Origin of the sequence: Micropruina glycogenica (assembly GCF_900289045.1) — a bacterium.
GTDB classification, from domain to species: Bacteria; Actinomycetota; Actinomycetes; order Propionibacteriales; family Propionibacteriaceae; genus Micropruina; species Micropruina glycogenica.
In genome coordinates, this window is record NZ_LT985188.1 from 2,866,563 (window position 1) to 2,891,241 (window position 24,679).

The window sequence follows — 24,679 nt, forward strand, 5'->3', positions numbered from 1 at the left end:
CCGCACATGACTACCACCCCCGAGCCGAGCAAGACGCTCGTGCAGCGCGCCCCCGAGGTCGCCGGCAACGTGCTGCGCACCATTCTCGAGTTCGCGATCGAGGGTCGGGGCAGCATTCCCGGGGCCAGGGCCGCCGCCGCCCGCACCCTGCAGTCGCGGGGTGAGCACGAGGCCGCCGTCGACTCGCTGGTGATGCAGCACGTCGGGCTGGCCGGCGCGCAGGGCTTTCTGACCAATCTGGGCGGCCTGCTGACCCTGCCCGTGGCGCTGCCCGCCAACCTGGCCGGCCTCGCGGTGGTGCAGATGCGCATGATCGCCGCCATCGTGCATCTGCGCGGCTACGACGTCGACGACCGTCGCGTACGGGTGGCGCTCACCATGGCGATGCTCGGCGAAGACGACGTGCGCAAGCAGGTGGCCGCCGGCAGGCTGCCCGGCCCGCCGTTCCTGGTGGCCACCGCCCCGGTGTTCGACCCGGTGCTCGACCACCACGTCAGCGAGCGTGTGTTCGGCGACCTCGGCACCAAGATGGCCGGCAAGCACGCGATCGTGCAGGTGGCCAAGCGCATACCGTTCGTCGGCGGCCCGGTCGGCGCCGCGACCGACGGCTACTTCACCTACGCGCTGGGGCAGTACGCGCGACGCGAGTTCGTCCGTCGGCGCCGCTGAGCGTCTCTTACGCGCAGTTCGACCCGACGAGTCAGGAGGGCAGCGAACCGCTCAGCTTGTCGGTCAACCGCCGCATGGCGTCGATGAGCTCGTCGCCACCCTCGATCACGAAAGGCAATTGCACCTGCGCCAGCCACTCCCCCGCGTACATGTCGGGGTTGCTGGTGGTGCCGATCAGCAGGCAGTCGTCACCATCGGCTACCAGCTCGCCCATCGTGCCGGGCAGCCACGGACGCACCCGCTCGGGCGTCGTGCGCGGAAAGCGCACCCGGGTCGGGTAGTCCCAGCTCTGGCTGAGGCTGTGTTCCAGCTGCGCGACGGCGTCCAAGTCGGCGGGCACGTCGGCCCTGGTGGGCAGCAGGTCGAGGGTGGTGATGCGGTCGAGCCGGTAGGTGCGCACCTGGCCCTCGCGGATCGCGCAGAGCAGGTACCACAGCCCCCGCCGCACGACCACGGCCCACGGGTTCACCTCGGCCGTCCACTCGTGGCCCGCCGCACTGCGATAGCCCAGCCGCACCCGCCGGCACGCCGCCACGGCCTCGATCAGTCCGCTGGTCACCGCCGGGTCGGGGCGCGGAAAGTCCGACGGTGCGGCCGCGATGTGCTGCCACAGTTGCCGGGCAGGCCGGGCCACCGAGTCGGGCAGCGCGCGCAGCAGCTTGCCCACGCCCTCACCCACCGGCGAATCGAAGGGTGCCCCCGCGCGCGAGTCGACCACCGCCATCACCAGCGCCAATGCCTCGGCACCGCTGAACGCCACCGGTGGTAGCCGGACGCCCTTGCCGACCTGATAACCGCCGTAACGGCCGGGTGTGCCGAGCACCGGCACCCCCGCGTCGCGCAGCGTGAGCACGTAGCGCCGCACGGCGCGCTCGGTGACGCCCAGCCGGTCGGCCACTTCGGCGGCGGTGATACCGGGACGGTTGTGAATCAGGTCGAGCGTGCGCAGCGCGCGGGCGGTGGGACTGTCGTCCATGGCCTCAGCGTAGGCGGATCACGGACGGCGCACGTCCGGGTTCTGTCGTGGTCGGCTACCCCTGCACCACCCGCATCGACGCCGCCCGGTCGCTCCAGGCACCCAGATCCATCGTGTCTTGAAAGACGTCGAGGCTGGCCCCCTGGAAGCCGGCGTCGTCACGAACCGGGTGAACAGTTACGACTCGGCTGGTCGGGCGACCAGCACGTCGGTGGTGGTTCCGCAGATCGTGGGCGTGATTGGTGCTCAGTTGGCCGGTACCTACACCTCGACGATCAGTTACAACCCTGACGGCAGTGTGAACACGCAATCGTTGCCGGCCACGGGGCCGGTGCCGGCCGAAACGCTGACCACCGGCTGCACCGCTGCCGGGCGGCCGGATTCGTTCACCGGCACGTTGGGGTCGACGACCGCAACGTATGTACGCATATTTGGAGTGGGGCACGTTGTCGGCGATGGTGTTCGGCACCCACACCGGGCATTACAGCATGAGTTCGTTCACGACTGATCCGTTGACGTTGCGGATGACCCGCATGCAGCTGAACCGTGAGGGCACGTCAACGTTCGATGAACGTACTGACCTGACCTATGACCCGGCCGGCAACTTCACCGAAGCGAAAGCGACGTTGGCTGGTGGCACGGTGGACAATCAGTGCTTCAGCTACGACTACCAGCAGCAGCTCACCGAGGCGTGGACGCCGAGCAGCGCTGATTGTGATCCGTCGGCACGCTCGCAAGCATCGTTGGGTGGTCCGGCGCCGTACTGGACGAGTTGCACGACCGACACCATCGGCAAAAACATCGAAACGGGTGGACCGCACCCCTTCGGCTGCATCGACCACCACCTACGACTACGCCAGTAACGGTGGTTGGGTAGCGCGGCCGCATTTCGTGACCGGTACCACCACCACCGGCAGCGCTCTTGGTAGCGCCAGCTACGCCGCTGACGCGGCGGGGAACACCACCGCACGGCCCGCACCCGGCGGCGGCACCGAGACTGAACCGCCCCGGCATGTCCGGAGGATCCGAACCTTGGCAACACCAGAGTCATGAAGGCGACTCGGTTCCACAGCGGCCGAGCCGGACCGGCGGCCCGGGCAGCGATCGTGGACAACATCGGCGAGCATGACCAGACACCCGGCGAGGCGGGAAGCGATGGGGGTGGAGCCGATTTGATGCCGTGCTGACCGAGCATGGGGGAAGGTCGACCCGTCGACCTGGGTCGAGCCTACAGTCAGGCGGCTTTCCACGACCCGTCTCCAGCAGGAATGTCCCGCCTGATCGAACCCGGACGCCGATCGTCCGTATGACTCCATAGCGTCGTGCGCGACGAGAGGAGTGGCGATGACCGACATCGTGCTGATTCAGGGGCTGTGGCTGAAGCCGCAGGTGTGGGCCGAGGTGCATGATGAACTCGAGCGACTCGGGCTGACGGCGAGCGCGGTTGACCTGCCGGTGCACGCTGAGGCGACCCTCGCCGACCAGGTGGACGCCGTGCTGGCGGCCGTCGACGCCAGTGACGACCCGCCGCTGGTGGTGGGTCATTCCGCCGCTGCCACGCTCGCCTGGCTGGCAGCCGACGCGCGCGAGGTGGCGGGTGTCGTACTGATCGGCGGCTTTCCGGGGGCCGACGGCGAGGCCTACGCGGGCTTTCTGCCTGCGGGTACCGGCTCGGTCGACTTTCTGGGCTGGAGTGACTTCGAAGAAGACGCGGCCGACCTGAACGCGGCCTCACGTGCAGCCATGCAGGCAGAGATGGTGACCATGCCGCGCGGGGTGGCCGACGGCGTCGTCCGGTTGAGCAACCCGGCCCGCTACAACGTGCCGATGACGCTGATCTGCCCCGAGTTCAGCCCCGACGACGCCAAGGCGTGGATCGATGGCGGTGACCTGCCTGAACTCGCGAAGGCGACGAAGCTGACCCTGGTGAACCTCGACTCGGGTCACTGGCCGATGGTCAGCCAGCCCGCCGCCTTGGCGCAGTTGATCGCCGACGCTGCGGGGTGATGATGTCTGGCGAAAGTTCTGACGGCTGCTGACGACAGACTGACCGACGGAACCCCCGCTGGTTGAGCGTGTCGAAACCGCTATTGGACGTGATCTCGACAGGCTCGACCGACGATCATTCCGGCGTGCGCCGTATGACGGTGCGTCCTAGCCGATCGCCGTCCGGGGCTTGAACAGGAAGGCCGCCAGGTAGAGCACGCCCACCACGATCAGCAGGTTGCGGTAACCGGTGACCAGGGCGCTGTACTCGAGGCAGCCGCCGACGATCGAGCCGAGCAGGTTGAGCCCGAACGCGGCCTGGGACGAGTCGGCCTGAGCGAACCGTTTGGCGAACGCCACGTTGGCCAGAAAGATCGGCAGGAAGGCGAGCAGTACCGCCACGATCAGCCGGGGCCAGAACGGCAGCGGCAACAGGGCGTCTGGGGGCACCAGATAGGCCACCAGCAGGGCTGCCGCGATGCCGCCGAACACGACCGGTAGTGGGGGCGTCCGAAAGCGTCTGGTCACTTCGACCGCGGCAAGCACCACCAGCAGTACGCCCGCGAACACCAGGGCGTTCACCAGCCAGGTGGTGCCGAACAGCAAGGCGAAGGTGGCGATGTTCTTGGTTTCGAGTAGAAGAAACGCGGCACCCATGAAGAACAGGTCGGCGTAGGGCCGCATCTCGCGGAACGGCCCGCCGAGAATGCGTACGGTCAGCACCGAGATCACCAGAATGCCGGCCAGCACCCACAGGTACTCGGTGGGAATGAAGCCGCCGCGAAAGTACAGGAACGGCGCGTTGTCGTCGGCGGGGGCGAGGGCGTCGGTGCCGATCACGTGGTTGTCGGCGGCGCACTGCTGGTTGGCGGGGTCTTTCGCCACGGTGACCACGGCCTGGTGGGCGGCGAAGAGGTCCATGCAGGGGGCGTGACCGAAGGCCTGTTGGGCGGTGTTGCCGAGCCGGTCGATGAGCCAGTTCTCGCGATAGTAGTTGTACATCGCGAACACGCCCTGGTCGGTGAGGTGCTCGCGGGCCTCGGTGAGCGCCTCGTGGGTGAACAGATACGACTCGAGGCGAATCTGCGAGGCACCGTTCACCAGCGCCAGCGAGTCGGGCAGGGCGAACAGAATCAGGTCGTACTGGGTGTCGGTCGACTGCAGAAAGGCGCGTCCGTCGTTGACGTGCCTGGTCACGCGCGGGTCTGAGTACGGGTGATCGGGGTTCAGGTCGACGCCGATCTGCATGATGCGTGGGTCGATGTCGACGGCGTCCACATGCTGCGCGCCCTTGACCAGGGCGATCGAGACGTCCGAGCCCGAGCCGGCGCCGATGATCAGCACGTTGCGCAGCGGGGCGTCCACCCGGCGTCCGTAGGGGGTGCGGTACTGGGCCTCGGCGGCGGTCAGCTTGAAGTCGGCCGACCCCATCAACTGGTGCGGCACGCCGTTGACCGTGATCAGGTAGAGCGGTTTGCCCTGGTAGTCGCCCTCTTGGCTGAGCTTCACCTTGTAGTAGGGCGACCACGACACGCCCGGCGCGAGGCTTTCGGCGGTCAGGCAGGCGATGGTGATGGCCGAGGCGACTGCGGCCACCACGCGGCGCCAGCCCCACAGCAGGGTCAGGTAGGCGGCCGAGGCCAGAATGCCCCAGGCCACGGACGGCGCCTGCCACCACGACAGCAGCGTGAAACCGACGATGCCGGTGAGGCTGCCGATCAGGTCCCAGCGGTAGGCGATGAGGTTGTCGAGCTGGCCGAGGCAGCGTCCGACGGCCTCGGCAGGGCCGGCCAGAATCGCGGCGGTGCCGATGAACACCAGCGGCAGCGCCAGCCACGACGGCGGGCCGCTGGTGCCGAGCGAGGTGAAGTAGATGATGTCGCCGCCCTCGCGGTTGATCGTGACCGGGAACAGCAGCACGGCGGTGACGACGACCGCCAGCAGAATCGGCGAGATGCCCAGCACCGACCACGACTTGCGCGAGATCAGAAACCCGGCACCGATGCCCAGAAACGACCCGAGCAGCACGAAGTTGCTGAAGTACGACAGGTGCACGATGTTGGCCCCCAGCCACCGAATCAGCGCCAGCTCGAGAAACAGCATTAGCGAACTGCCCAGCCAGAGCCGAAAGACGGGCTTGTCGTTGGTGCCGGCCCAGGTGGGCGGGGCGAAGAGAGCGGGAACGGCCACGTCGGCATCGTACGGGTGCGCGAGGCGTCCGCTGGGGAGGGTGCGAGCACGAATGTGAACCGAATCGGGGACGGCTCTCTTTCTGGCTCACATCGGTGATCTCGACCCGAGTCGCTTACGGCGCGGGTAGCTGAGTCAGAAGAAGAACCGTCCCCTGAGCCAGAAGTAGAACCGTCCCCGATCTGGCTCACGGACGGCTGTGGGGCGCGTCACAGCGGGGGCACAGCCTGCGTTGGTCGAATGGTCGCGTTGCATTCACCGCACGGCAAGGACACCCACATGACGACCACCACCTCGACGCTGACGACGATCGGGCTCGACGAACTGATCGCCCTCGGCAGCCTGCAGACCCGGGTCGACCGCAAGTACGCGTTGACCAGCGGCGACGCCGCCATGGCACTTGCCTTGGTGGACGCCGGCTGCACGCGCGTGCTCGAGATCGACGGGGTGACCGACCTGGGCTACACGTCGGTGTACCTCGACACCGACGCGCTCGACACCTACCTGCTGGCCGCACGCGACCGGCGCCGGCGATTCAAGGTGCGCAGCCGAACCTACGAGTCCAACGGGGCCAGCTTTCTCGAGGTGAAGACCCGGCGCGGCGACCGCACCGTCAAAGACCGGCTACCCGGCCAGCACCTTCAGAATGGACGCCTCGGCGACGAAGGTGCCGCCTTCGTCGCCCGCACCCTGCGGCTGGCCGGGGTACGCACCGACGCCGTCCGCACACTCTCGGCCTCGCTACGGGTGGACTACCGCCGGGTGACCCTGTTTCACGAACCGACCGCGTCGCGGGTGACGATCGATTCGGGCCTGACCTGGTGGGACATGCGCACCGGGGCCTGGCTCGCCCGTCCCGACCTGTCGATCATCGAGACCAAAACCACCGGACGGGCGGTCGGCATGGACCGTCTGCTCTGGTCAATGGGGCACCGCCCCGACCGCATCTCGAAGTACGCCACGGCGCTGGCGGCGATGCACCCGCACCTGCCGCAGAACAAGTGGCGCCCGGTGCTGAAGCAGCACTTCGTGGATCTTTCTTGCGCCTGAAGCGGCCCGCTTGCCACCTGACGATGGGGCGGGAGGGGAAAGGATTCATCGTGCTCCCTCGCCGGCGCATCGTGGCGGCAACCGTTGCCGCCCTCACCGTTCTCGCATCAAGCTTCAGCCTCACCCCTGCGGTGGCAGCGCCACGGCCCATGGCCGACGGCATCACCTACGTCGCGCTCGGCGACTCGGTGGCCGCCGGTCGAGGGCCGGCCCGATAGTCGACGAGTGCGGTCATACCGCGGGGGCCTCGTTCCACCCCAACGCGCAGGGCCAGATGAACGGTTACCTGCCGCTGATGAGCATGCAGTTCTTGTCGTGAGCTGACGGTCGTTGGTTGAGTCTGCAGAGCCCTCATCGACAGGGAAGGATGGCCGCTGGCTGGTCGAGCGTGTCGACACCTCGCCTGACGGGGGTTTCGGCAGTCTCGACCAACACCGGTTCGCGGGTGGTCGGTGCTCGGCCACGGCTGGACGACCCGGCCAGTCAGTTCGCTCGCGTCGTCCGCCGCCTGCATCGGTTGACGGACGCACCCGAGTAGGGTGCCGCCATGCCGCCTGCCCGCTACCGCGTCGCGATCGTGGGCGCGGGGCCGTCCGGGCTGTTCGCGGCACAGTTTCTGGCCGCCCGGCCCGACATCGAGGTCGACATCTTCGACCGGCTGCCGACCCCTTACGGGCTGCTGCGCTACGGGGTGGCACCCGACCACACCTCGATCAAGTCGGTGGCCACCGCACTGGCGCGAGTGTTCGAGTCGCCCAACGTCCGGTTTCTGGGGTTGGTGACCCTGGGGCGTGACGTGACCCGCGACGAGCTGCTGGCCGGCTACGACGCAGTGATCTACGCCGTGGGCGCCAGCGAAGACCTGCGCATGGGCGTGCCCGGCGAAGACGCGGTGGGCAGCCGATCGGCGCGCGCGTTCGTGGCCTGGTACTCGGGCCACCCCGACGCCGAGCCGCAGTCGCTGGACGGCGTGCGTCAGGTGGCGGCCGTCGGCGTGGGCAACGTGGCGGTCGACGTGGCCCGCATTCTGGTCAAAGAGCCGGCGGCGCTCGATTCGACCGACATGCCCGAAGACGTGCTGGCCGAACTGCGCCGCGCCGCCATCACCGACGTGTGGGTGATCGGACGCCGAGGACCCCAGCACGCCAGCTTCACCACCACCGAGCTGCGTGAACTGTGCACCACCCCCGGGGTGCGGGTCACCGTCGCCCCCGACTCGCTGGAATGGATCGACGAAGAGCCGCTCGACCGCCGCAGCCGGGCCAACCTGGCGGTGTTGCGGGCGGCCTCCGAGGCCGAGGTGAAGCAGCCGCGGGTGCGGCTGCACTTTCTGTTCTGGCGCCGTCCGGTGCAGGTGCAGAGCGATCCGCTGACCGGGCTGGTGCTCGAACGCACCCGCATGGACGCCGACGGCCGCGTGGTCGGCACCGGTGAGACCGAGCAACTGAGCGTGCAGTTGGTGCTGCGAGCGATCGGGTACCGGGCCGTCCGGCTGCCGGGGGTACCGTTCGACGACGAGTTGGGCGTGATTCCGTCAGCTGACGGACGGGTGCTCGAGGCCGGTGAGGTCGCCCCGCGCGAGTACGTGGTGGGCTGGATCAAACGCGGCCCGGTGGGGGTGATCGGTACCAACAAGTCCGACGCCAAAGAGACCGTCGAACAAGTGCTCGCCGATCTAGGAGTCTGCTGAACAAGGCGCCATTTTGAGGGCGTGGTGGGCGTGTGAGGCGGGCGGGACGCCGCCAGGGTCGTCGAGCGGCGAGTTTGGGTCAGTGCCCTTGATCGCGACGACGGTGTCGTGCCGCCCGTCTGGGGTCCGTCGTGGGCGCTGTTTGGCTGGGTTGTATGCCCTGTCCGGGGCGGTGGGTCAGGCGATCGTCCAGCCGGTCGGTCCGTGGGTCAGGCCAAGGGCGAGGAGTCGGCGCAGGTTGATCGCTGCGATCCGATTGTGGAGCCAGTTGTTGTTCCTGTCCACGCCTCGGTAGGGCACCTTCCGGCTGCCTCGGGTGAGCCAGGCGATCGTGCGTTCGACCATGGGCCGGTGCTGCCGATAGGTGGCCTGGAAGTCGGCGTCGAGGGCCCGCTGACGGTGCTGACGTTGCAGCAAGTCGTGAGGGTGCAACTGGATGGTGCGACCCTTCGCCGCGGTGGTGCACCGCTGCCTGAACGGGCAGGCTCGGCAGGCGATGCCGAACACCGCCTTACGTGTCTTGGTGATCGTCTTGGTGATCCCGGCCGGGCAGGTCAGGGTGCCGGCGGCCGGGTCATGGGTGAAGTCGTCGTTGCCGAACCCGCCGGCGACGGCGGGCCGGGTCGGCCACGGTTTCACCAGCGCTGCCCACCCCTTGCCCTCGAGCGTGTGCAGCATGTCTCCGGTGGCGTAGGCCGAATCACCCAACACCTCAACCGCGCCGGTATCGATGGTCGGATCGGCGACCACGAGACGGGCACCGACAGTGGCGTCGCTGTTGTCTGGGCCGGCAGCCTTGGTCAGCTCAACCATCGTGGCCAGCCCGGTGTCGGGCTCGACCACCACGTGGGCCTTGAACCCGTCCTGGCGACGTTCCACTGTCTTGTGCGCATGCCGCGCCTCCGGGTCGACGGTCGAGATGACCCGATCCGGGGCGACCCGCCGGGCGATCCGCCACTGGCCATCGGTGCCGTCAGAGTCTTCGGCCGGTTCGACATCCTGCCCGGCGACCAACGCGAGTAGGGCGATCGCCTCGGCCGGCTTGCCGCCAGCGGCAGTGATCGTCTCGACATCAAGGCCGTCGAGCAGGGCAAGGGCGTCGTTCACGAGTGCGGTCACCAACTCGTCGCGGGCCTGGGCGTCGTCCCACGCGATCCGCGGTTTCGCGGTGGAGTCGTAGCCCTGCCCGGTCAACGCGGCCAGCCGAGTGCACCGCTCGCCGATCACCTGATGGGCGCCGGGCACCTCCCGGCCCACCCGGCGGACCTGGGCGATCAGCTGGGTGACGGTGTCCTGTCGGGCCACCGCATCATCCAGGATCGTCGAATCCAACGCCCGCCGCTGACGACCTTTCACCGCACCCGTCGCGGCGATCACGTCCCGGACCACCTCAAAGATCCGCTGCGGCCGCCCGCTGGACGCCAGCCGACGCCGCCACACCGTCAACGACGACGCATCGAACCCCTTCGCGTCGATCGGGAACCCGCACGCTGCTTTCCACCGCAGGTCGAACGTGAGCGCCTCGACCGCTTCCCGGTCCGACAACCCATGAAGGGACTGCAGCACGATCACCGACGCGATCACCTCGCCCGGGATCGAGGGCCGTCCACGGCCTGAGGGGAACAAGTCAGCGAACAACGCGTCCGGGAACAACCGCTGCCGATGCTCGGCCAGGAAGCGGAACACGCTGCCCTCCGCCAGCAGATGCCCCGCCAACGACTCCACATCCAACACGTCCCGCTGCGGACTCCACTCACCCTGCACCACCCAAGAATTCCAGCCGACCACCAATCAGGTCGCGCGGCACGCAGGCGAATTGTTCAGCAGTCTCCTAGCGAATCAGGAGCCGCGGCACGACCGGGTGAACCTGCTGGACGTGCTGGCGGCGCGCGGGTTCTGGCCCTCGACCTTCGACGACTGGCTGCGCATCGACGCCGCCGAGGCCAATCGGGGTGCCTCGCACGACCGGGAGCGCATGAAGATCGAGGCCTGGCACGAGTTGCTCGACCTGGTGCAAAGGGAGCGTCCAGGCGGACCCTTGCCACCGGACTGAACGTCGTTGGTCGAGCGTGTCGAGAATCGTCCGGGCGCCTGCCGAGGGCTTCTCTCCACCGTGCGGTTCGGAGATCCCGGCGTCCGCCGGGATGACGGCGAGGTTTTCTGCGCCCTGCGTTCGGAGATCCCGGCGTCCGCCGGGATGACGGAGGTGGTTGTTCGAGGGCCCGTGTGCGCAGCGCTCCTCCGGTCATCCCGGCGCACGCCGGGATCGCACAATTGCACCGACGAATCTCGATAGTTATCCACAGATTTCGACCGCTGAGCCCCCAGCCCCGATTTGTGCCGGTGGCAGCACTTAGCGTGCTGGCATGCCGTACCACCCCCGCATCATCGCCGCGCTGCTCGCGTTGGCGCTCACCCTGGCCGGTTGCACCGGCGAAACCCCGCCGCCGCCCACGGCGAGCAGCAGTGCGGTCAACGCGCCCGCGTTGCCACCCGACCAATTCCCGCCGCTGCCCGATCGCGCCGACGCCGCCGAGATCACCGTCCACGACCTGGCCAGCGACGGCACCACCCTGGTCATGGTGGCTGACGTCGACGGCCGCCGAACGCTACCTCTGCTGCGCTGGTCGGCCGACGCCGGCGCCACTTGGACCGACTGGCAACTCACTGATGACGCCGCTCGCGCAACCACGGTCGACGAGGCGGCATCCGGCGTCGCAGCAGTGGCCATCTCGGGCGAGCGCCGAACGTGGCTGGCCCTGGGCACAGCGGGCGACGACGTGATCGCCTGGACGAGTGCCGACGCGAAGACGTGGAACCGTACGCCGGTGACCGGCCTCGACAGCGACGCCGACCATGTCGAGAGCGTGTCGGGACTGACCGGTGGAGGATTCGTGGCGGTCGGTCAATCCTGGACAGTCGGCGTCACCAGGCCGTCCATCTGGCTGTCTGCAGATGGCGTCGGCTGGACCCGGGCCAAGGCGCCCGAGGCCGAGGGCTACCTGCAGCAGGTGGCCGCTCGCGGCGATCGACTGGTCGCCGTCGGCGGGCACGACTTGGCCGAACGCCGCAATGGACGCTCGGGTGAGTCGCTGCTGTTCACCTCCCGTGATCGAGGTGAGAACTGGCGGGCCGTGACGGTGCCCGAGCCGGCGGACTCCGGCAAGTTCTACAGCTCGCTCGGGGCTGTCACAGCCACGCCGTCGGGGTTCGTGGTCGGAGGCTCGTACTTCGACCAGAGCGAAGGCACGTATCGTCCGCTGCTGCTGCGCAGTGACGATCTGACCGCGTGGCGACGGCTGCCGAAGCTCGCCGAGCCCTACCAATCCTCGGGCGTCGGAAGCCTGATGTCGCTGGGGTCGACCCTGATCGCCGCTCAGTACGCCAGCACGGCCGACGATGTTGGCAAGGCCTGGGTGCAGCGGCTCGAGGCGGGCCGATGGACGACGGTCAGCCACCCGGTCGCTGAGGCCTCGACATCTCTCTGGACCGCCTCCGTGGCCAACGACACGGCCGTTCTGGCGGTGCAGACCGAGACCCGGCCCTCGTCCAGTGCGCTCTGGCGTCTCGGCGCCACGGGGGCGATCACCGAGGTTCGCGTAACACCGCCGGAGTCGGCGGGAAAGGCGATTTCGCCGTCGGGTCTGATGCTCGTCGACGGCCGGGTGGCCGGCTACGGCACCGCCCAGGGCGCCGAGGTCTGGTGGCCGGGCAATGACCAGGGTGGCTTCGACACTCCCCGCGTCGTGGTCGACCGGGCCGACGACAGTATCGACTACCTCGCCTGGTCGGCACGCGGTGGCTTTCTGGCCACGGGCAGCCACGCCGACGAGCACGCGCTCACCCTGCACTCGGCCGACGGCACGAACTGGACGAGATCGCGCAGCGACGCGTTCAACGCCACCGGCCAGTACCACAGCGGTGAGATCAACGATCTGACCTGGGCCCACGATCAATGGGTGGTCGTGGGTGAGAAGTCGACCAACGGCGACGTGCGCACCTCCGCGCTCGCCTACACCTCGACCAACGGCGTCCGGTGGACCGAGGGAAGTCCGACGAAAGTGACGGCGCGTGGCGACTGGTACGACCGGAATGCGCCGTTGGACGACCTGCACGGCCTCGAGAACCGGGGGCGGATCATGAACGGCGTGCTGGCGATGCCAAGGGGCTTGGTAGCGGTTGGCGAGACCAGATCGGCGCGCTATCAGCGACCTGCGGCATGGGTGTCTGGCAACAACGACTACTGGCGGCTGATCAGACTCGACTCCCCCGGCTACCCCGCTGCCGCCCTGTGGTCGGTGGTGCGGGTGGGCGACGCGCTGGTGGCCAGCGGCTGGGCGCGCGCGGCGAAGGCCAAACGCTCGGTGCGTGCCATGTGGCGCTCGACGGACGGTGGCCGATCCTGGACCTTCCACGCCTTCGAGGGCGGCGAGGAAGGGTCCCTGCTGGCGGCGTCCGAGAACGAGTTCATCTGGGTGGTGCGCTCCGACGACCTACATACCTTCACCATCTACCGATCGCCCGACGGTCTCACCTGGACGGCGCAGCCTCTCGCAGTGGAGGGGTGGTCGGAGGGTGTGCTGGTCGGACTCGATGACGCGCTGGTGGACGGCAATCAGCTTCACCTGATGCTCACGCTCGTGAACCGACTGACCGCCAGCACGGTGGTGCAGACCGTGCCGCTGTGAGAGTGGGTGTTGGCGCACGGTGGACGATCCCGCCGGACGGCCACCGTTGAGATCCCGGCGTTCGCCGGGATGACGGATTTCCGCCGGTCGAGTTTGTCGAGACCCCTCATTCATCGGGTTGACGGATCTGCTCAGTCCACCGCTTCGCGGGTGACCCGAGGGGTGATCAAACAGGTCACCTCGTAGGGGATCGTGCCCATCAGCTCGGCTACGTTCTCGGCGGTGATCTCGGCGTCGCCCCGCCGTCCGATCAGCACCGCTTCGTCGCCGACCGCCGCCACCGGTTCGGGGCCTAGGTCGATCATGGTCTGGTCCATGCAGACGCGGCCCGCGATGGGGTAGCTCTCTCCCCCGATCACCACCCGGCCGCGGTTCGACAGCAGCCGTGAGTACCCGTCGCCGTAGCCCACGGGAATAGTTGCCACGTAGGTGTCGCGGGGTGCGGTCCAGGTGCGTCCGTAGCCCACGGTTTCACCCTTGGCTACGGGTTTCACGAAGGAAATCCGGGTGGTCAGCTCCAGTCCGGGGTGAAGGTCGACGGTGCGCTGGGCCTGCGGGTCGGGCAGGCTGCCGTAGATCATGATGCCGGGACGCACCATGTCGAACCACGTTTCGGGGTGGCCCAGCACGCCGCCCGAGTTGGCCAAGTGCTTGAGTTCGACCGGCCCCACCCCAGCCTCGATCGCGGCCGCCGTGTCGGCGAACAGCGCGGCCTGCTGCCGGGTGAACTCGTCGCCGGCGGGGCTGTCCGAAATGGGCAGGTGGCTGAACACGCCCTGCAGACGCAGGCGTGGGTGGCCGGCGATGGACGCCGCCAACGCGGGGGCGTCCGCCGGCTCGGCGCCCACTCGACGCATGCCGGTGTCGACCTTGAGGTGCACCGCCACGTCGGAAAGGTCGAGGGCGTCGGCCGCCGCGGCCACCTGAGCGATGGACGCCTGATCGACCACCGACAGCGTGATGCCCGCCAGCAACGCGCGAGTGACGTCGTCTACGTCACGGGTGGGTGAGAACTTCAAGATCGGCAGCGACACCCCGGCGTCGCGTAGCTGCAGCCCCTCTTCGACGGTCGCGACGCCCAGCCAGTCGGCGGCACCGGTGCGTTCGATCATCTGCGACACCGCCACCGCACCATGGCCGTAGGCGTTCGCCTTCACCGCAGCGAGCACCAGACGGTCACCCACCCGCGCGCGGATACCGCGCAAGTTGTGTTCGATGTTGCCCAGCAGGGTGCGCGCGGTGGTGGGGTAGGTCATCGGCTCAGTGCTCACCGGTGGCGACTGGACGGCTGGGATCGTTGCTCCACGCCGACCACGACCCGGGGTAGAGGGCGATCGAACGATCGAGCGCCGCTCCGGCCAGCACCAGTTGGGCAGCGCTGACCCCCGACCCGCAGTAGGCGGCCAGCGGGCCGGTGCGATCGAGCAGGCCACGCAGCACCTCGTCGTCGGGCAGCCGTCCACCCTCGGCGAAAAACTGGCTGACTGGCACGTTGACCGCGCCGGGAATGTGGCCGGCCACCGGGTCGAGGGGCTCGGTCTCGCCGCGGAAACGTTCGGGGGCGCGGGCGTCCATCAGGGTGCCGTCGAACGCGGCCGCCTCATCGGCGGTGATGGTGGGCAGGTGCCCCACGGTCAGCAACAGGTCGACCGGCGTGACCTGCGCCTCTCCCTCGGCGAGAGGACGCCCCTGGGCGGTCCAGGCGCCGAGACCGCCGTCAAGCACCCGAACGTTGAGGCCGGCCCAGCGCAGCACCCACCAGGCCCGGGACGCCGCGAACGAGCCCGCCTCGTCATACACCACGACCAAGCGGTCGCCGCTCACCCCCAGCGCGCCGAGCCCTTCTTCGAGGGTGTCGACGTCGGGCAGCGGGTGTCGACCGTCGGTGGGTTCGCCGTGGCTGGTCAGCACGCTTTCGAGGTCGAGAAACCGTGCCCCCGGAATGTGCCCGGCCAGGTACCGTTCGCGGCCGGCACCGTCGGCGTCACCGAGCCGCCACCGCACGTCGAGCAGGTCGACCTCGTCGAGCCCGGCGAGGGCCTCCACAGTGATCAGCACATCGTCACGCGCCATGGGTTCACCCTCTCACGCGGCGCCAGAAGCGGGCGCGCGCCGACCGCGACTTGCCGTCAGGCCGCCGAGCAGCAGGGCGCCCCAGAGTGCGAACAGGGGGTCCCACAACGCGGCATGACCGATCAACGCCGGCCGATCCGACGCCGTGGTCGACACCACCCCGGCGAGCACCAGCCAGGCGCCGACCGCGTTCGCCGCGCCGTACAGCAGTAGCACCGCGCCGCCCAGCCAGCCCGGCACGCGCCACCACCGGTACCCCGGCAGCGGGCGGTGCTCGTTGATCAACGGGCCGAGCGCCACCACGGCCTTCACCCCCGCGATCACCAGCAGCACGGCCATGGCCGACGCGGGGGCCGAGCGGTACCAGTCCAGCGCCCACTGCCCCAGCGTCTCGGCCAGCCACAGGCCGCCGAAAGCCCAGTACGCACTGAAGGCTGCGTGCACCAGGCCGCACGCGGCAGCCAGCCAGAGCAGGGCTCGCGCCGACGACTTCAGGGGTGACAGTCGGGGTGTGGTCACGTGGTCAGTATGGCCGCTGCCACGAGCGCCGCTTCTGGCGGTAGATGGGGACGGTTCTCAACTCACGCCAAGTCCTTGGGTGGCGCGAGATAGGAACCGTCCCCAACTCGCGCCACTGGCCACTGGGGTCTCGACAAGCTCGACCAGCGGTGGACGCAACGCTGAAGCGGAGCGGGGGCGCCCCTGTCAGGGTGGGTCGGGCATTTGCGCACTGCGAGGCGCTAGCCGAGCAGTCCAGCAAGGGCGGGACAGGGGTGCCCCCGCTGCGCGGCACCAGACGCAACCAAGAAGGGGTCTCCCAAAGCTCGACCAGCGATTGTCGGATCAGTCGCCGACCGCACCGTCGATGGCCTCGCGCAACAGGTCGGCGTGGCCCAGGTGCCGCGCGTACTCCTCGATCAGGTGCACCAGAATCCAGCGCAGGTTGACCTGCTCTTCGCCGCGCCTGGCACGAATCGCCAGCCGGTCGAGACCACCACGAGCCAGCGCCTCGACCATGATGCGGTCTGAATCGGCGACCTGGGCGTCGAACAGCGACCGCAAGTACGCGGGGCTCTCGCCTGCGGCGCTGCTGAACTCCCAGTCGTGGTCGGCGTCCCAATCGACGCTCGCCCACGGCTCGGACGGTTCCTGGCCCAGAAAGAACTCCGTGAACCACATGTGCTCGACCAGGGCGAGGTGCTTCAGCAACCCACCGAGCGTCAAAGCGCTGGGCGGTAAGGCGCGGGCGAGATCGTCCGCGCTCACTCCCTCGGTCTTGCGCCGCAGCACGTCGCGTTGAAAGTCGAGAAACCCGATCAGGGTCTCGACCTCGTTGCCCGCGTTCGGCGGGTCGACGAGTTCGGTCGTCGATTCGATCACGTGCGCCTCAGAACATCATCGCCAGGCCGGGGTCGGCCAGAATCGCCGCCACGTCGGACAAGAACTTGCTGGCCAGCTCACCGTCGACCAGCCGATGGTCGAAGGTCAGTGACAGCGTGCACACCGAGCGAATCACGATCTGCTCATCAGCGCCCTTGCCGACCACCCAGGGCCGCCGGGCGATGGTGCCCAGGCACATGATCGCCGACTCGCCGAGGTTGAGAATCGGGGTGCCGCCGTCAACCCCGAACACCCCCACGTTGGTGATCGTGAAGGTGCCCTTGGTGAGGTCTTCGGTGGGCACCTTGCCGGTCTTGGCCACCTGCACCATGTTGTGCAGCGCCTCGGCCAACTGCAGCAGGTTCATGCGGTTGGCGCCCTTGATGTTGGGCACCAGCAGGCCGCGCGGCGTGGCTGCTGCGATGCCCAGGTTCACGTCTTCGTTGCGCACGATCTCGCTGGCCGCCATGTCGAGGGTCGAGTTCAGGTCGGGGTTGCGGGCGATCGCCAGGCAGGCCGCCTTGGCGAAGATCAGCAGCGGTGATACTCGCAGCCCGGCGAACTCGCGGCGCCCCCTGAGCCGCTCCACCAGCTCCATGGAGGCCGTCACGTCGGTCTGCATGATCACCGTTGCCGTGGGCACCTTGAACGACTGGGCCATGGTGCGGGCCATCTCGCGCCGCACGCCCTTGAGCGGCACGCGCTCGGCCACCCGCGAGCTGGTTCGGGTGGCGCCGCCCCGGGCCGACACGGCCGCGGCGAGCACGTCCTCGGCGGTGATGGTGCCGTCGGGGCCGGTGCCGTCCACCAGATCGAGGTCGAGGCCCAGATCGCGGGCCAACCGGCGCACCGGCGGCTTGGCGAGCGCCCGCTTCGACGCCGAGTGCGACTTGGGCGCCTGCCCCGGCCGTGGCAGCGGGCCGCCGCTCGCTTCGGCGGTGATCGGGCCCGTCGTGGTGGCCTGGTCGATCGGACGCGACACCGGCTGGTCTGCGGCGTAGGAGTCCTGCACTTGGTCGGTGACCGGCCCGATCGGCTTACCCAGGCCCGCGGACGTCTTGCGCGGCCGGCGGGCCAGCGAGGCCGACTTGACCCCGTACCCGACCAGGAACGCTTCGGACTCGGTGGACGCGGGACTTTCGTCATCCCGGCGAACCCCGGGATCTCCGGCTGCAGGTTCGGCGTCGTCAGGTTCGGCGTCGTCCGAGATCCCGGGTCGAGCCCGGGATGACGAATCGTCCACCACAGCAGCCTCGACGGGCTCGGCCTCAGGCGCAGCAACCGTTCCTACGCCGTCGTCGATCATCACGATCGGCGAGCCGACCTCGACGGTCGCCCCTTCGTCGACCATCAGCCGGGCGATGCGGCCCGCCCAGGGCGAGGGCAGTTCGACGATCGACTTGGCGGTTTCGATCTCGACCAGAATGTCGTTGACCTTCACCTCGTCGCCCTCAGTGACGACCCAGCGGACGATGTCGGCCTCGACCAGTCCCTCACCGGGATCGGGTAGCCGGAACTCCTTCATCGCAATCTCCCCTTGTGAGCAAGCATTCAGTAGGTCATGGAGCGGTCGACGGCGTCGAGCACGCGGTCGAGATCGGGCAGAAACGAGGTCTCGACCCGGCTGGGCGGGTAGGGAATGTCGTAGCCGGTGACGCGGAGCACCGGCGCCTGCAGCGCGAAGAAGCACTCCTGCTGCACGCGGGCGGCGATCTCGGCACCGATGCCCAGGGTGAGCGCCGCCTCGTGCACCACGATGGCGCGTCCGGTTTTGTGCACCGACTCGATGACCGTCGCCATGTCGAGCGGCGCCAGGGACCGCAGGTCGATCACCTCGATGTCGTGACCCTCTTCGGCTGCGGCGATCGCGGCCTCGGCGCAGGTGCGCACCATGGGGCCGTAGGTGATCAGGGTGAGGTCGTCGCCGGGCTTCACCACGCGGGCCTGAAACAGCGGCATCGGCTCGATCTCGGTGTCGACCTCGCCCTTCTCGTGGTAGCGGCGTTTGGGCTCGAAGAAGATGATCGGGTTGTTCGAGGCGATCGACTGCTGAATCATCCAGTAGGCGTCGACCGGGTTCGAGCAGGTGACCACCTTCAACCCGGGCGTGTGCGCGAAGTAGGCCTCCGGCGACTCGGAATGGTGCTCGATCGCGCCGATGCCGCCGCCGTAGGGAATGCGCACCACCATGGGCATCTTCAGCGCACCGTGCGAGCGAAAGTAGAAGCGCGACACCTGGCTGATGATCTGGTCGAAGGCCGGGTAGACGAAGCCGTCGAACTGAATCTCGACGACCGGCCGGTAGCCGCGCAGCGCCAGCCCGACGGCTGTGCCGACGATGCCCGACTCGGCCAGTGGCGAGTCGATCACCCGCTCGGGCCCGAAGTCGCGCTGCAGGTGTTCGGTGATGCGAAAGACGCCACCGAGCTTGCCGATGTCTTCGCCGTAGAGCAGCACCTTGGGATCGGCCTCCAGCGCCCGGCGCAGGCCCGCGTTGAGCGCCTTGGCCACGGTCATCGTCGCCATCAGAACGCCTCCTGAACCTCAGCGTGCACGGCTTCGCCGGCCGGGTCGCGGGGGTGATCGTCGAAGCCCGCCTCGTATTCGAGGTAGTCGTCGCGCTGTTCGAGCAGCACGTCGCCCGGATCGATCACCACGTGGTCGAACAAGTCCTCCAGGTGGGGTTCGGGCAGCGTCACGGCGCCCTCACGCACCCGTTCGGCGAGCTCCTCGCAGTCGGCGTCGAGGGCGTCCAACCAGGCCTGGTCGATGGCGCCGGATGAGAGCAGATAGCTCTGCACCCGGCTGATCGGGTCGCGCGCGCGCCACTGCTCGGTTTCGTCACGGCTGCGGTACTTGGTTGGGTCGTCGGACGTCGTGTGCGCACCCATGCGGTAGGTGTAGGCCTCGATCAGGGTTGGGCCGTGGCCCTGCCGGGCCCGGCCGAGCGCCCAACTGGTGACGGCCTGGACGGCGAGCACGTCGTTGCCGTCGACCCGCACGCCGGGGAAGCCGAAGCCGGACGCTCGTCGGTACAGCGGAATCTTCGACTGCAGCGCGATGGGTTCTGAGATCGCGTACTGATTGTTCTGGCAGAAGAACACCACCGGGGCGGTGTAGCTGGCGGCGAAGATGAAGGCCTCGTTGACGTCGCCCTGGCTGGTGGCGCCGTCGCCGAAGTAGACCATCACCGCACCGTTGGCGGCCGGGTCGTCGTTGCCGTTCAGGCCGTCGCGCTGCAAGCCCATGGCGTAGCCCACGGCGTGCAACGTCTGGGTGCCGATCACGAAGCTGTAGAGGTGCAGGCCTTGTTCGGCGCTGTTCCATGGCACCATCGCAGTGCCCCGAAAGGTGGTGAGCATCTCGACCGGGTCGATGCCCAGGTGCAGGGCCACGGCGTGCTCGCGGTACGACGGAAACACGAAGTCGGGCAGCCGGGTGGCGTTCACCGAGCCGACCTGCGCCGCCTCTTGGCCCAGCGACGGCGGCCACAGGCCGAGTTCGCCCTTACGTTGCAGCGCGGTGGCCTCATTGTCGAACCTTCGGGCCAACACCATTTCGCGCAGGTAGCCCGCGATCTGCTCGTCAGTGCCCTCGAAACTGAACGCCGGGTGCTGCACGCGCTCACCGTCGGGGGTGAGCAACTGCACGAAGTCGTCTACAGCGGGGTCGGACACAACAGTTCCTTTCAAGCTCGTGAGCCTGGGATCGGTCTCTGTCGAAGGGCTAAGTTGTTGGTTACGTAACCGTAGGTCAAAGCTGGGTCGGCTCGCCAATCGGCGCACGGCGAGGGTTGTCGGACGAGTGTGCGGCTCCTTTCGAGGGGGCCTCGACGCCCCCCGGCCCATCCTCCACCCGAAGCCGCGGCTGGTCGAGACCCCGCGCCGGATCGCAACCGCGGCCGGTCGGGCGAATCCCAGGGACGGTTCAAAGCCACCCCCACCGGGCACGAACCTGGGGATGGCTCCGAGTGAACGGCCACGGGATCGGACCGAGAACCCCCCGTTGCCGCCCGAGCGGTCGAAACCCAGGGACGGTTCCCCAGAAAATCACTGATCGCCGGCCCCGGCGCCCAGAAGCGGTCTCGACACACTCGATCAGCGAAGAGTCATTGCTTCCCCGAGTGAGGGCGCCGGGCGATCTCGAGATGGCTGCACGCTTTCGCCGGAACTGCACGATTTCGTGCTGCAACACGACGGTCGCAAGCCAACCCGACACTGTGAGGGCATCTCGAGATCGCTCAACCTTCTTGACCCCCGACACCGCCTTCTATTGTTCACCTGCACTGAATGGTGATGAAGAAAGCCGCGCTTGCGCTTATTAGTCCAAAGGCCCAGAATTGGTGCCAGGTTCGGCTGTTCGAAAGGCGCCTCTCGCATCATGGAAATCCTGCTCACCCTCGTCTTGTTCGCTCCCCTTGTCTGGCTGCTCGAGCGCACCCATCGCCGCACGCAGGCGCTCCCCCGCGTGCCGTTCGGCGCCGACGCCGCCTCGGAGGCGTCCACCGTCTATCGCGAGCAAGTGGCCGAACTGCGCTACCTGTCACAGGCCCTCGACCACGCGCCGGACGCCTCGACGTCCGTTCGGCCCACCCCCGCCGTTCCGAGCCGACTCGTTCGCACCCTTGGTGCCAGCTTCAGCCCGCTGGGTGGCTGGTCCGGATCCGCCATCATCGTGAAGCCCTGCTGACGCTGCACTGCGCTCTCGTTAGCTCTGCTTGATAACATGAGCCGCATGGTGGACATCCAACGACTTCGGGTTTATCGCGCGGTGGTCGCGGCCGGGTCGATTCAGGCCGCTGCAGCCAATCTCGGCTACACGCCTTCGGCGGTCAGCCAGCAGGTGTCTGCCCTGTCGCGTGAAACAGGTTTGGTGCTGCTCGGCAAGGCCGGCCGCGGCATCGAACCCACAGACGCCGGCCTCGAACTCGTGCAGGCCGCCGACACTCTGTTCGGCCAACTGGCCGAGGTCGAAGCCAAAGTGGCAGACCTGCGCGAAGGGCGCGCCGGCACGCTGTCGATGTCGTACTTCACCTCGGCCGCCATGGAGTGGATCCCTGAAATCGTGCAGCGGGTACTGGCCGAACACCCGCGGCTGCGGCTCGACCTGAGCGTGCGCGAACTGCCCGCCGGCGAAGCCGAGCGCACCGACGTCGAGCTGCTGGTGGCGCCGCGCGACTTCGCGGCACCGCCCGGGTTTCGCTCCTGGCCCCTGATGGACGAGCCCTACCGCGCCCTGGTGCCCGCCGGTCACCGGCTCGCAGAACGCTGCACGATCGAGCTCGCCGAACTGGCCGACGAGCGCTGGATCGCCCATGACTCCGATCATGCCTGGTGCGTGATCAACCTCAAGCGGGCCTGCGTCGCGGCCGGCTTCTCGCCGACGTACTCGGTGCGCACCGCGAACCACACCACCGCCATCGCCTTCGTGGCGGTCGGCATCGGGGTCGCGGTGATGCCGCGGCTGTGCACCGAATCTCTGCCCGAGAGTGTGGTCACGCTCGAGGTGACCAACCCCACCCCGCAGCGCACCGTGCACCTGATGGTGCGCCGGGCGGTCGAGCACACACACGCCGTCCGACTGGTGATGAACGGTTTGATCGACAAGGTGCGCGAAGCGACCGGCGACATCGTGCCCGACGCCATCGCCTGAGCAAAGTCTGCGACACTCTGCCCCAATCTGCCGTTAGGGCTAGACAGCGCCATACAGTCCGATCATGGACCCGATCAGAAACCCCTACGCCCCCGGCGCGGGCCAGCGGCCGCCCGAACTGGCCGGACGCGACGCGCAACTCGAGGCGTTCCGGTTCGTGCTCGAACGCGTCGCCAAGGGGCGCCCGGAGCGGTCGATCGTGCTGGTCGGGCTGCGCGGCGTGGGCAAGACCGTGCTGCTCAACGCCATGCGTTCGCAGGCCGTGCGGGCCGGCTGGGGCACGGGCAAGCTCGAGGCGCGACCCGACCAGTCGGTGCGGCGTCCGCTGGGCGCGGCCCTGCACATGGCGATTCGCGAACTGGGCCACCCCGACGCCACCGGCGTGCTGTCGACACTGAAGGCGTTCGTCGAGCGGGCAGCGCCGGCCAACGCCAAGGCCTACGACCGCTGGAACTCGGGCATCAGCGCGCCCACGGTGGTCGGACGCGCCGACTCGGGCGACATCGAGATCGACCTGGTCGAGTTGCTCACCGACGTGGCCGGGCTGGCCGCCGACCGCCGGCGGGGCGTCGCGATCTTCATCGACGAGATGCAAGACCTCGGCCCCGACGACGTCTCTGCCCTGTGCGCCGCCTGCCACGAACTCGGCCAGCAGGGCTTGCCGCTGATCGTTGTGGGCGCCGGGCTGCCGCACCTTCCCGCTGTCTTGAGCGCGTCGAAGTCGTACTCGGAACGGCTGTTCGGTTACGCCCGCATCGACCGGCTCGACCGCGACGCCGCCGACCTCGCCCTGTCGGCCCCGGCCGCCGACGAAGACGCCGCCTTCACAGCGGACGCCCTGGCAGAGCTCTACCGGGTCACGGGCGGCTACCCGTACTTCGTGCAGGCCTACGGCAAGGTGGTCTGGGACCTCGCCCCCGGTTCACCGATCGGCCTGGACGACGTCGCGGTCGCAGCGCCCGAGGCCGAACAAGAGCTCGCGGTGGGCTTCTTCGGATCACGACTCGAACGCGCCACGGCCGCCGAGCGCGAGTACTTGAGGGCGATGGCCGACGCCGACCCCGACGACTCGGGCGCCGTGCCTTCGGCTGCTGTGGCCGAGGTGCTGGGCCGTAAGCCGCAATCGGTGTCCCCCGCCCGCGACGCGCTGATCAAGAAGGGACTGATCTACGCCAGCGAACGCGGCCGCATCGCGTTCACCGTGCCGCACTTCGGTCGCTTTCTGCGTGGACGGGTGGCGTTGGCCGACACCGCCTAGAAGTCGTTCGTTGAGCTCTCGAAACCGCTGGTCACCCACCCGTCGGGCCGGACAGCTCAAGCACAAGACACCCCCGCAATGCGAGGGTCAGTCGAGACCAGAGTCACGGCCCGACGAGCACCACGACACTAAATGTCGAGACCGTCGTGAACGCCAGTGACGACGATCTCAACCAGCGACGTCCTCGGGCTTTTCCTCAGCCGACTTCGCCTGGGCGGCAGTCGTCCCAGCCTTGCGACGGCGATGAATCAGCGGCCAGCCGATGGCACCGGCGATCAGCGCGAACGGCAGCACCGCGCCGAGCACGGTGAGCAGCACCGCGATCGAGTTCTGCAGCGCAGCCCATCCGTTGGTCAGGCCGGTGACGAACGGGTTCGTCGGCACGACCTGGTCGGCCGGCCTGACCAGGGTGACGGTGATCGGGGCGCGTTCCACCTGTTTCTGTAGCGCCTTCTGGCTGGCCAGCAGCGATTCGAGTTCGGACTGCCGCGAGGTGAGCTCGCTCTCGACCCGAGCCACATCGGCGATCGAGCCGGCCTTGTTCATCAGCGCCCGAACCCGCTCGATGGACTCGCGCAAGGTGCGCACGCGGGCGTCGACGTCGGCGACGGTGGCGGTGACGTCTTTGGCGGTCAGTTCACGAGTGACGAGCTCGCCGACTTTCGCGGCCTCGTCCATCACTCGGTCGAGGGAGTCGGCCGGCACGCTGAGCACGATGGTCGCCCTGGCCCGGGTGCCGTCGCCGGTGGAGAGGTTCTCTGACGACACGTACCCGCCATTGGCGCCGGCCAGGGCACGTAGCTGGGTGGCCGCGGCTTGCGCGTCGGCCGTGCGCACCGTCAACGACCCGGTGCGCACCACGTCACGGGCAGCGTCGCTGGGGCCGTCCTCGGGCAGCGTGGACGCCTGCGGCTCGGCACGATCGCCGCCGGCCGGCGCCGAATCGACGACGGGCAGGGTGGCCACGCCGGTGCATCCGGTCAACGCGATCAGGCACAGGGTCGCCAGCAGGCGCCGGCCGGTGAAGGTCCTCATACTCCTGACACGCCGGCGCTGCGGCGCGCGTT

The 24,679-nt window shown here is 68.6% G+C and carries 23 protein-coding genes; 12 read left to right on the forward strand and 11 right to left on the reverse strand.

Annotated elements, in window-relative coordinates; genetic code table 11:
* Positions 1-6 precede the first annotated feature (6 nt).
* Positions 7-669 carry an EcsC family protein gene (locus MPLG2_RS13440; RefSeq protein WP_105186568.1) on the forward strand — a complete coding sequence of 221 codons (663 nt, stop codon included), beginning with the start codon at positions 7-9 and terminating at the stop codon, positions 667-669.
* Between the two features lie 31 nt (positions 670-700).
* Here the strand turns inward: MPLG2_RS13440 and MPLG2_RS13445 are convergent, their stop codons facing one another.
* A complete protein-coding gene (locus tag MPLG2_RS13445; RefSeq protein WP_105186569.1) occupies positions 701-1,645 on the reverse strand; it encodes a helix-turn-helix transcriptional regulator in 945 nt (314 codons plus the stop codon).
* Between the two features lie 118 nt (positions 1,646-1,763).
* Here MPLG2_RS13445 and MPLG2_RS18565 point away from each other — a divergent pair, with 118 nt between their 5' ends.
* The 3 genes from MPLG2_RS18565 (at position 1,764) to MPLG2_RS13455 (ending at position 3,652) form a co-directional block, all read left to right on the forward strand.
* A complete protein-coding gene (locus tag MPLG2_RS18565) occupies positions 1,764-2,153 on the forward strand; it encodes a hypothetical protein (RefSeq protein WP_158681211.1) in 390 nt (129 codons plus the stop codon).
* Complete coding sequence (locus tag MPLG2_RS13450) at positions 2,101-2,508, forward strand: hypothetical protein (protein WP_158681212.1); 408 nt, start codon at positions 2,101-2,103, stop codon at positions 2,506-2,508. Before MPLG2_RS18565 ends, MPLG2_RS13450 begins: the two co-directional genes overlap by 53 nt.
* Positions 2,509-2,989: 481 nt before the next feature.
* Positions 2,990-3,652 (forward strand): alpha/beta fold hydrolase, encoded by a 663-nt coding sequence (locus MPLG2_RS13455; RefSeq protein ID WP_105187677.1) that lies wholly within the window; start codon positions 2,990-2,992, stop codon positions 3,650-3,652.
* A 147-nt stretch (positions 3,653-3,799) separates the two neighbouring features.
* Here MPLG2_RS13455 and MPLG2_RS13460 read toward each other — a convergent pair whose 3' ends face one another.
* Positions 3,800-5,821, reverse strand: coding sequence for a spermine/spermidine synthase domain-containing protein (locus MPLG2_RS13460; RefSeq protein ID WP_105186571.1), 2,022 nt, complete (start codon positions 5,819-5,821; stop codon positions 3,800-3,802).
* Between the two features lie 279 nt (positions 5,822-6,100).
* Here MPLG2_RS13460 and MPLG2_RS13465 point away from each other — a divergent pair, with 279 nt between their 5' ends.
* From MPLG2_RS13465 to MPLG2_RS13470, 3 genes are all read left to right on the forward strand, one after another.
* On the forward strand, positions 6,101-6,871 hold the full coding sequence (locus MPLG2_RS13465; protein WP_105187678.1) for a polyphosphate polymerase domain-containing protein: 771 nt from the start codon (positions 6,101-6,103) through the stop codon (positions 6,869-6,871).
* Positions 6,872-6,921: 50 nt separating this feature from the next.
* Positions 6,922-7,089: a hypothetical protein gene (locus MPLG2_RS18570; protein ID WP_158681213.1), complete on the forward strand. Its 168-nt coding sequence runs from the start codon at positions 6,922-6,924 to the stop codon at positions 7,087-7,089.
* 329 nt (positions 7,090-7,418) lie between these two features.
* On the forward strand, positions 7,419-8,561 hold the full coding sequence (locus MPLG2_RS13470) for an FAD-dependent oxidoreductase (RefSeq protein WP_105186572.1): 1,143 nt from the start codon (positions 7,419-7,421) through the stop codon (positions 8,559-8,561).
* A gap of 177 nt (positions 8,562-8,738) precedes the next feature.
* Here the strand turns inward: MPLG2_RS13470 and MPLG2_RS13475 are convergent, their stop codons facing one another.
* The gene (locus MPLG2_RS13475) at positions 8,739-10,325 is read right to left on the reverse strand and encodes an IS1182 family transposase (RefSeq protein ID WP_105187436.1); all 1,587 of its coding nucleotides are present in this window, start codon (positions 10,323-10,325) and stop codon (positions 8,739-8,741) included.
* A gap of 52 nt (positions 10,326-10,377) precedes the next feature.
* On the opposite strand from MPLG2_RS13475, the gene MPLG2_RS13480 reads away from it, so the two are divergent.
* Both MPLG2_RS13480 and MPLG2_RS13485 read left to right on the forward strand, forming a co-directional pair.
* Positions 10,378-10,614, forward strand: coding sequence for a hypothetical protein (locus tag MPLG2_RS13480; protein WP_158681214.1), 237 nt, complete (start codon positions 10,378-10,380; stop codon positions 10,612-10,614).
* 313 nt (positions 10,615-10,927) lie between these two features.
* Positions 10,928-13,249, forward strand: coding sequence for a beta propeller repeat protein (locus MPLG2_RS13485; protein ID WP_105186574.1), 2,322 nt, complete (start codon positions 10,928-10,930; stop codon positions 13,247-13,249).
* Between the two features lie 131 nt (positions 13,250-13,380).
* Here MPLG2_RS13485 and alr read toward each other — a convergent pair whose 3' ends face one another.
* The 7 genes from alr to MPLG2_RS13520 form a co-directional block, all read right to left on the reverse strand.
* Positions 13,381-14,505, reverse strand: a complete 1,125-nt coding sequence (gene alr, locus MPLG2_RS13490) for an alanine racemase (protein ID WP_105187679.1) — start codon at positions 14,503-14,505, stop codon at positions 13,381-13,383.
* Between the two features lie 4 nt (positions 14,506-14,509).
* Positions 14,510-15,322: a sulfurtransferase gene (locus MPLG2_RS13495; RefSeq protein WP_105186575.1), complete on the reverse strand. Its 813-nt coding sequence runs from the start codon at positions 15,320-15,322 to the stop codon at positions 14,510-14,512.
* 12 nt (positions 15,323-15,334) lie between these two features.
* Positions 15,335-15,841 (reverse strand): DUF3995 domain-containing protein, encoded by a 507-nt coding sequence (locus tag MPLG2_RS13500; protein ID WP_197709949.1) that lies wholly within the window; start codon positions 15,839-15,841, stop codon positions 15,335-15,337.
* 324 nt (positions 15,842-16,165) lie between these two features.
* Positions 16,166-16,702 carry a DinB family protein gene (locus MPLG2_RS13505; RefSeq protein ID WP_105186576.1) on the reverse strand — a complete coding sequence of 179 codons (537 nt, stop codon included), beginning with the start codon at positions 16,700-16,702 and terminating at the stop codon, positions 16,166-16,168.
* A 7-nt stretch (positions 16,703-16,709) separates the two neighbouring features.
* Complete coding sequence (locus MPLG2_RS13510; protein ID WP_105186577.1) at positions 16,710-18,227, reverse strand: dihydrolipoamide acetyltransferase family protein; 1,518 nt, start codon at positions 18,225-18,227, stop codon at positions 16,710-16,712.
* 26 nt (positions 18,228-18,253) lie between these two features.
* Positions 18,254-19,228: an alpha-ketoacid dehydrogenase subunit beta gene (locus MPLG2_RS13515; RefSeq protein WP_105186578.1), complete on the reverse strand. Its 975-nt coding sequence runs from the start codon at positions 19,226-19,228 to the stop codon at positions 18,254-18,256.
* Positions 19,228-20,379, reverse strand: a complete 1,152-nt coding sequence (locus MPLG2_RS13520; RefSeq protein WP_231935660.1) for a thiamine pyrophosphate-dependent dehydrogenase E1 component subunit alpha — start codon at positions 20,377-20,379, stop codon at positions 19,228-19,230. Before MPLG2_RS13520 ends, MPLG2_RS13515 begins: the two co-directional genes overlap by 1 nt.
* A gap of 703 nt (positions 20,380-21,082) precedes the next feature.
* Between MPLG2_RS13520 and MPLG2_RS13525 the strand changes: the two genes are divergently transcribed.
* The 3 genes from MPLG2_RS13525 to MPLG2_RS13535 all read left to right on the forward strand — a co-directional run bounded on the left by MPLG2_RS13525 (position 21,083) and on the right by MPLG2_RS13535 (position 23,612).
* Positions 21,083-21,391 carry a hypothetical protein gene (locus MPLG2_RS13525; RefSeq protein WP_105186580.1) on the forward strand — a complete coding sequence of 103 codons (309 nt, stop codon included), beginning with the start codon at positions 21,083-21,085 and terminating at the stop codon, positions 21,389-21,391.
* Positions 21,392-21,427: 36 nt separating this feature from the next.
* On the forward strand, positions 21,428-22,354 hold the full coding sequence (locus MPLG2_RS13530) for a LysR substrate-binding domain-containing protein (RefSeq protein WP_197709950.1): 927 nt from the start codon (positions 21,428-21,430) through the stop codon (positions 22,352-22,354).
* A 64-nt stretch (positions 22,355-22,418) separates the two neighbouring features.
* Positions 22,419-23,612: an ATP-binding protein gene (locus MPLG2_RS13535; RefSeq protein WP_105186582.1), complete on the forward strand. Its 1,194-nt coding sequence runs from the start codon at positions 22,419-22,421 to the stop codon at positions 23,610-23,612.
* 168 nt (positions 23,613-23,780) lie between these two features.
* Here MPLG2_RS13535 and MPLG2_RS13540 read toward each other — a convergent pair whose 3' ends face one another.
* Positions 23,781-24,647, reverse strand: a complete 867-nt coding sequence (locus MPLG2_RS13540) for a DUF4349 domain-containing protein (RefSeq protein WP_158681215.1) — start codon at positions 24,645-24,647, stop codon at positions 23,781-23,783.
* Between the last annotated feature and the right edge of the window lie 32 nt (positions 24,648-24,679).

Bases quoted from the DNA above. Each gene is read 5' to 3' on its own strand.
- MPLG2_RS13540 (WP_158681215.1), bottom strand. From the start codon at position 24,647: ATGAGGACCTTCACCGGCCGGCGCCTGCTGGCGACCCTGTGCCTGATC.
- MPLG2_RS13535 (WP_105186582.1), top strand. From the start codon at position 22,419: ATGGACCCGATCAGAAACCCCTACGCCCCCGGCGCGGGCCAGCGGCCG.
- MPLG2_RS13455 (WP_105187677.1), top strand. From the start codon at position 2,990: ATGACCGACATCGTGCTGATTCAGGGGCTGTGGCTGAAGCCGCAGGTG.
- MPLG2_RS13445 (WP_105186569.1), bottom strand. From the start codon at position 1,645: ATGGACGACAGTCCCACCGCCCGCGCGCTGCGCACGCTCGACCTGATT.
- MPLG2_RS13530 (WP_197709950.1), top strand. From the start codon at position 21,428: ATGAGCCGCATGGTGGACATCCAACGACTTCGGGTTTATCGCGCGGTG.
- MPLG2_RS13495 (WP_105186575.1), bottom strand. From the start codon at position 15,322: ATGGCGCGTGACGATGTGCTGATCACTGTGGAGGCCCTCGCCGGGCTC.
- MPLG2_RS13470 (WP_105186572.1), top strand. From the start codon at position 7,419: ATGCCGCCTGCCCGCTACCGCGTCGCGATCGTGGGCGCGGGGCCGTCC.
- MPLG2_RS13525 (WP_105186580.1), top strand. From the start codon at position 21,083: ATGGAAATCCTGCTCACCCTCGTCTTGTTCGCTCCCCTTGTCTGGCTG.
- MPLG2_RS13510 (WP_105186577.1), bottom strand. From the start codon at position 18,227: ATGAAGGAGTTCCGGCTACCCGATCCCGGTGAGGGACTGGTCGAGGCC.
- MPLG2_RS13440 (WP_105186568.1), top strand. From the start codon at position 7: ATGACTACCACCCCCGAGCCGAGCAAGACGCTCGTGCAGCGCGCCCCC.
- MPLG2_RS13450 (WP_158681212.1), top strand. From the start codon at position 2,101: ATGGTGTTCGGCACCCACACCGGGCATTACAGCATGAGTTCGTTCACG.
- alr (WP_105187679.1), bottom strand. From the start codon at position 14,505: ATGACCTACCCCACCACCGCGCGCACCCTGCTGGGCAACATCGAACAC.
- MPLG2_RS13465 (WP_105187678.1), top strand. From the start codon at position 6,101: ATGACGACCACCACCTCGACGCTGACGACGATCGGGCTCGACGAACTG.
- MPLG2_RS13515 (WP_105186578.1), bottom strand. From the start codon at position 19,228: ATGGCGACGATGACCGTGGCCAAGGCGCTCAACGCGGGCCTGCGCCGG.
- MPLG2_RS13485 (WP_105186574.1), top strand. From the start codon at position 10,928: ATGCCGTACCACCCCCGCATCATCGCCGCGCTGCTCGCGTTGGCGCTC.